The sequence below is a fragment of the Candidatus Nitrosarchaeum limnium BG20 genome, assembly GCF_000241145.1.
Taxonomy (GTDB): domain Archaea; phylum Thermoproteota; class Nitrososphaeria; order Nitrososphaerales; family Nitrosopumilaceae; genus Nitrosarchaeum; species Nitrosarchaeum limnae.
This window is the reverse complement of sequence record NZ_AHJG01000227.1, coordinates 23,660-30,179: the sequence shown is the minus strand read 5'-3', so window position 1 is coordinate 30,179 and position 6,520 is coordinate 23,660. Positions and strand designations below refer to the sequence as shown.

5 protein-coding genes and 1 pseudogene are annotated in these 6,520 nt (G+C 35.0%); 1 reads left to right on the top strand and 5 read right to left on the bottom strand.

The features are described 5' to 3' along the window. Together BG20_RS13915 and BG20_RS07975 are read right to left on the bottom strand one after the other, a co-directional pair. Positions 1-1,642: pseudogene (locus tag BG20_RS13915) on the bottom strand (dihydropteroate synthase); the annotation flags it as partial. Positions 1,643-1,670: 28 nt separating this feature from the next. Then, the gene (locus tag BG20_RS07975) at positions 1,671-2,633 is read right to left on the bottom strand and encodes a homocysteine S-methyltransferase family protein (protein ID WP_010193362.1); all 963 of its coding nucleotides are present in this window, start codon (positions 2,631-2,633) and stop codon (positions 1,671-1,673) included. Between the two features lie 203 nt (positions 2,634-2,836). On the opposite strand from BG20_RS07975, the gene BG20_RS07970 reads away from it, so the two are divergent. After that, on the top strand, positions 2,837-3,847 hold the full coding sequence (locus BG20_RS07970) for an MFS transporter (RefSeq protein WP_010193360.1): 1,011 nt from the start codon (positions 2,837-2,839) through the stop codon (positions 3,845-3,847). 3 nt (positions 3,848-3,850) lie between these two features. On the opposite strand, the gene BG20_RS07965 is transcribed toward BG20_RS07970, so the two are convergent. Genes BG20_RS07965 through BG20_RS07955 form a run of 3 tightly spaced genes read right to left on the bottom strand, consistent with a single transcriptional unit; the run spans position 3,851 to position 6,404 of the window. Then, positions 3,851-4,609, bottom strand: a complete 759-nt coding sequence (locus tag BG20_RS07965) for an ABC transporter permease (RefSeq protein ID WP_010193357.1) — start codon at positions 4,607-4,609, stop codon at positions 3,851-3,853. Positions 4,610-4,614: 5 nt separating this feature from the next. Then, positions 4,615-5,376 carry an ABC transporter ATP-binding protein gene (locus BG20_RS07960; RefSeq protein WP_010193355.1) on the bottom strand — a complete coding sequence of 254 codons (762 nt, stop codon included), beginning with the start codon at positions 5,374-5,376 and terminating at the stop codon, positions 4,615-4,617. Further along, on the bottom strand, positions 5,373-6,404 hold the full coding sequence (locus BG20_RS07955) for an ABC transporter substrate-binding protein (RefSeq protein WP_048097166.1): 1,032 nt from the start codon (positions 6,402-6,404) through the stop codon (positions 5,373-5,375). Before BG20_RS07955 ends, BG20_RS07960 begins: the two co-directional genes overlap by 4 nt. Between the last annotated feature and the right edge of the window lie 116 nt (positions 6,405-6,520).

The following is a 6,520-nucleotide window of genomic DNA, read 5'->3' as shown; positions in this document are numbered from 1 at the left end:
GTTTTGAGTCCTTCAAACATTGTATTACAATAAAACACACCAGATTCGTAAATCCCACCTTCTTTTGCAATTCTGTTAATGTAATTACTGTTAATTGCAGCACCACCACATAGAATTGGAATACCCATATTGTTTTTTCTTGCATGTTCAACAAAATACTGCATCTGCTTTGAGGTTGATACTAATAATGCAGACAGACCAATTGCGTCAGGTTTTACTTCATCTATTTTATCTAAAAATTTCTGTAGTGGCACCTGTTTTCCCAAATCATAAACTGTGTAACCATTATTTTGAAAAATTGTCTTTACAAGATTTTTTCCAATGTCATGTACATCGCCATAAACTGTTCCCAGTACAAGTTTTCCTTTTGAAGTGCCTTCTTCTTTGACTAGATATTTTTCTAATTCCCCAACTGCTGCCTTCATGCATTCAGCTGATTTGAGAACAAATGGCAGAATTAATTCACCAGAGCCAAATTTGTCGCCGACCTCCTTCATTGCAGGAAGGAGATCCTCATTTAGTGTTCTAATTGCACCATCATGAGTAATTGTCTGTGGGACATCAAGTGAGAGAGCGCCATTGTTGTTTTTGATTATTTCATTTTTACCAATTTTTTCTGCAATTGCTGAAACTACGTCATTTTCAATTCCATCCTTTAGTCTGTTTAAAATTCTAAAATAGGCACGTTTTCCAGGAGCCCAAGTAGGATCCACATCCATCTTTTTTGAAGCAGTCTCACCCTGATTTCCTGCCTTTTCAAAATAAATTATTAATTCAGATAAGGCATTTGGATGAGTGTTGAAGATTAAATCTTCGGCAAGTTTTTTTCTTTTTCATCAATTTCACCATATGGAATAATCTCTTTTGCATTGACAATTGCAGTATCCAGTCCAGACTTGACAGCATGATACAAAAAAACAGAGTTGAGAACTTTTCTTGCATATGGAACTAATCCAAAACTAATGTTACTCAATCCCAAAGTAGTAAATGAGTTTGGAAATTTCTCTTTGACTAGTCTAATACCTTCCAAAGTATTTTTTCCTGCATCCAAAAACTCATCTTCGCCAGTAGCTAGTGTGAATGTTAGAACATCAAAAATAAATTGCTCAATCTGGAGACCATATTTTTTTCCTGTCTCATAAAGTAATTCAGCAGTTTCAACTTTCTCTTGAGGAGTTTTTGCCATACCTTTTGGTCCAATACATAATGCAATTGCAGGTAAACCATACTTTGCCATTATAGGAGCAAGTTTTTCAAATCGACTTCCGTCCCCTTCCAAGTTAATTGAGTTAATTATTGGTCTACCAGGAATTTGTTCCACAGTTGCTTTTATCACATCAGGATCTGTAGAATCAATTACCAGAGGAGCATCAATTTCTAAACTTAATTTTTTTACAAGATGTATCATGAATTGTCGTTCATCAGAACGCTCAGTTGTTGCAACACAGACATCAAGACAATGTGCACCATCTTCTACTTGGGTTCTAGCTAAATCTACTAGCCCATCAAAATCATCATTGAGTACAAGTTGTTTTGCTTTTCTAGAACCCTGTGTATTGATTCGCTCTCCTATTATCAAAGGAGGTGGCAATTGTTTCAAATCAACTGCTTTTAGTGCAGAGCTAACTCTTGGAATCAATATGATAAAGTCTCCTCATTTTTCTAAATACCTAACTCTTGATAGAATAGTCCTTTTCGTCAATTACTTTCCGTAGTGCAGCAATATGTTGTGGATTGGTACCACAACAGCCTCCGATTATTCGAACTTTTTTGTACTGTTTAAGAAAATCCCCTAACACTTCACCCATTTTTTCAGGAGTCATCTTGTATACAGCACGTCCACCCTGATTTTCAGGCATGCCAGCATTTGGGACAACCAATATGTTATGTTCATTTTGCTCATCTAACCACCTAACACTAGGAGTCATTTCAACAGGACCGGTGGAACAGTTCAATCCAAAGACATCAATTCCCATATCAGATACTGTAGTGTATGCAGCTTGAATATTTGTCCCAAGTAGCATTTTGCCATACTGATCCAAAGTAGTATTTGCAATTATTGGAATTTTTTTTCCAGTTTTTTTCATTGCTTTATGACATGCTTCAATGACAAGTTTCACCTCCAAAATATCTTGACTTGTTTCAATTAAAAGAGCATCAACGCCTCCAAGAATTAGACCTTCAGCTTGCAATTCAAAAGCATCTCTAATTTCATCTAGGGGTTTTTGTCCCAAGTCAGGATCATTTGAACTTGGAAGATAACCAGACGGTCCCATTGAGCCAATCACATATCGTGGTTTATCATTATACTCTGAACAGACTTCAACTGCAAGACTAGCTATTTTTTTATTAAATTCTATTGTTTGATCTCCAAAACCATATTCGTCTAATTTGATTTTATTTGATCCAAAAGAATTTGTTTCAATACAATCAGAACCTGCATCTAAATAATTTCTATGAATTTGTTTTATCCATTCGGGATGAGTTAATACTAATCCATCGTTGAATCCATCTTGGTTATTTGGAAAGTCTTCAGGCTTTGGATCATACTTTTGAATCTCAGTACCCATTGCACCATCAAAAAGCAATATTCTATTTTGTAATGCTACAAGAAATGGTTCTTTTTGAGTCAATTTATTTTTCAAATGCTTAATGATAGTTTAACTCTTTTGAGAAAAATCCACAGTTATTGTTAGTATTAGACCGTATATTCAAATTAGGTGAAATGTGTTTTTATGTAAATTTATGCTCAAGACTCAAGTCAACAACCTAGTTCGAAGTGCAACCTTTTTTCAACATGCAGGAATCTCAATGGTATTTGTATTCATGCCATTAATTGCAAGGGGGAGTTACAGAATCAATATTTGAAATAGGATTGATTGTTGCTTCATTTAGTTTTGCTCAAATTTTATCGGAGATTTATTTTGGAAGACACTCAGACAAGAAAGGCACTAGGCTCAAATTCATCAGAATTGGGTTTATTGGATGCGCAATAGCTTTTGGATTGCATTATTTTGCAAATGACATCTCTTTGCTGTTCCTAGTAAGAATTGCAGCTGGAGTTGCCAGTGGAGTAATGATTCCAGCCATGATTGCCTACACATATGAGGCAAATATTGAAAAAAAGAGAGCCGCCACTGTAATCTCATTTCAAGCATTAGGATGGCTTGCAGGAATTGCTGCAGCCGGATTTGCAAATGATCTCAAGATTGTGTTTTTACTTAGTGCAGCTTCATTTTTTATCGGATTATTATTTACTATCAAACTGCCAAACCCACTCCAAGACAAAGAGATAGAACCAGGTACTACAAAAAAGGTAATTTCAAAAAATAAATTCCTTTTTTCATCTTTACTCCTAAGACATATTGGAGCTACTGCAGTTTGGACAATTTTTCCATTGATGTTAATGGAAAAATTAGGTGCCGAGCTTTATCAAGTATCAATAGTATATGTTGCAAATACAGTGATGGCATTTATCACAATGAATTTGATGGCAAGTAAAATTAAACTCTCAAATCCAACTAAATTCAAAATAGGGATTGGCAGTACTTCATTTGTCTTTGTAGGGTTGGCATTAATTACAGATTGGTGGATGTCGATGCCATTTATGGCACTAGTAGGAGTAACGTGGGGATTATTGTTTATTGCAGGGAATTTTCATTTGATGGAAAACAATCCACGGTCTACATCAACTGGGATTTTTAGCTCTACAATATCTATTTCAACAGTTGTAGGTCCAGTGATTGCTGGAAGTATTGCGTTCTTATTTGATTATCATGCTGTAATGTATTTTGCAGTTGTAATAATTATTGTAGCATTTGGAGTATCTCTAAAAATAAAACAATAGAGTTTAACGTAATCCCCATCTAGACATTACTTTATTTTCAAGTTTTTTGAAGATTACTCCATCGATTGCAATTCCAACCATCATAATTACCAACATTATTGCAAACACTTGGGAGATATCATTTAGTTGTCGTCCTACATTTAGCAAAAATCCCAATCCTAAAAATGAGAATAATAATTCAGCACCTATTACTCCTCTCCAGGCAAATGCCCAGCCTTGTTTGAAGCCAGATATCAAATAAGGAAACGCCGCAGGAATCAAGACATATGTAGCCAACTGAGTTCCTTTTGCACCCATATTTCTGGCAGCCTCAATATAGTGAGGATTGATGTTTTTCACTCCAGAATAAGTAGCGATTGTAACTGCAAACATTGAGCCTATTGCAGTGACAAAAATAATTCCGCCATCAGTTAATCCAAACCAAAGTATTGCAAGAGGCACCCATGCCACTGATGGAATTGATTGTAGACCTAAAACCAACGAGCCAATAGTTTGATTTACAGTCTCTACTCTTGCCATCAATATTCCAAGCAACATTCCACCAACTATTGAAATTGCCAATCCAATAACTAATCTCAAAAGACTAGTTCCTATTCCATAGAACAGACTTCCATCTGATGCAGTGTATACTAAATCTTCAGCTACCTCATATGGAGAAGGAAAGAGATTGTTTGGCCAGATATTTGTCATTGAAACAATTTGCCAAATAGCTACCAGTACAACATAAAAGATAATTTGTTTCATCAAAGTATTTTTTTTCATTAGTATCACTGGTTTTTCTTTACCTCGGGTCGTAATTCAGATAAAATTTCTTGTTGAAGTGGTAGTAAATTTTGATCCTCTACAAGTCTAGGACGTTTATACTCTACATTGATTACTTTTTTTATTACGGATGGCCTATTGCTAAATATTGCAATCTTTGTTCCAAGTACTGTAGCTTCTGCAACATTGTGAGTTACAAACAGAATAGTTTTTTTCGTTTTTTCCCATATCAATTGCATTTCAACTAACAACAAATCTCGTGTTTGAGCATCAAGTGCTGCAAATGGTTCATCCATTAGCAAGACATCTGGATCCATTACCAGAGCTCTAGCTATTGCAACTCTTTGCTTCATTCCAGTTGAAAGTTGGTAAGTGTATGAATCTGCAAATTTTGTTAATTGCATCATATCCAAGTATCTTTTAGATATCTGCACACGTTCTTCTTTTGGGATTCCTGCCATCTTCAATCCAAATTCTACATTATCCTGTACTTTCAACCAAGGAAACAATGCACCTTCTTGAAAAACTATGATTCTTTCAGGACCAGTAGTGGTAACAGGTTTTCCATCAAATAGAATTTCACCTTCTTCAGGAGTCTCCAATCCAGCAACAATTCTCAAAAAAGTTGATTTTCCACATCCAGAGGGCCCTACTAGACAGACAAATTCACCATCTTCAATCTCCAAGTTTACGCCGCCCAATGCCTTTAGGCGATGACTATCATGCTTGAAATATTTTACAATATTTTTAGCCTCAAGTTTTGTCAAGGTATCAAAACCTCCTGTAATTGGGAATTTGAATTTATGTCAAAGAAAATTCCATCCAAACTATACCCATGTCGTCCAAGATATCCAAGTGAATCTGCTCTTTTAGCAAAAGTCTCAATTGAACTAACAATAGGATCAGATGTAATTTGTAACTTAGATAATGATTCATCAATTAAATTATCAGAAAGAGATTTGCCCAGTTCTCTTTTGAGAAATTGATTAAAAATTATTCTTGTCTCTTCAGGGTTAGAATTTATCCAATCAATTGTTTGTTGATGTGCCTCTAGCCATTTACGAATTACTTCAGGATGCTGATTCACATAATCTTCATTGACAATTAATAAAACAGATGCAAATTTTTGATCAGGCCACATATCAATTTCATCAAACAATCTTGTTCCGTTTAATTTCTGCACCAATAATGTGGCAGTGGGTTCAGCAACCCAAGCAGCATCGATATCACCTTTTGCAAATAACGTGTAAATATCTGAATTAGGTACATTCAAAACTATTACAGACCCTCCCTTTTCAGCTGGTTTTAATCCATTAGCAGAAAGATAAGTTCTCAAAGAGATGTCTTGAGAATTTCCAATTTGAGGAGCTGCAATTCGTTTGCCTATAAAATCTTCAGCAGAATTAATTTTTGAATCAGGATGAACAATAAAACTGACACCGCCACTTGCAGCACCAGATAAAATTTTTACATTGTGATGTTCAGATTTTAAAAATCCATTAATTGCAGGTCCAGGACCAACATATGCTATATCAACAGAACCTGCAAAAATTGATTCTATCACCTGAGGTCCAGAATCAAATAGAATCGGTTGAATAGTAATTGTATTTCCAATTTCATTTGCAAACGTTCCTCTCTCAAGTCCAATAATTGGAACAACATGAGTGATGTTAGGGAAATATGCTACTCGGATCTTATTTTCACGAGTAGATCCATCAGTGTTAACAATAATTCCAACGGATAATATCAAAATGATACTAGCGATTCCCGCCAAAATTATTGATCGCATTTTCATAAAACAGCGTTATATTTTGGCTGTTAAATAATCATCGAATTTTAGCTCAAGCTAGTTAGGCAAAATTGAAAGAAATTTTTTATTTTCATTGCAACACAAAAGATAAATTCCAAATT

Excerpts from the sequence above, each read along its gene's own strand:
- BG20_RS07965 (WP_010193357.1), bottom strand. The coding sequence starts at position 4,609 with ATGAAAAAAAATACTTTGATGAAACAAATTATCTTTTATGTTGTACTG.
- BG20_RS07955 (WP_048097166.1), bottom strand. The coding sequence starts at position 6,404 with ATGAAAATGCGATCAATAATTTTGGCGGGAATCGCTAGTATCATTTTG.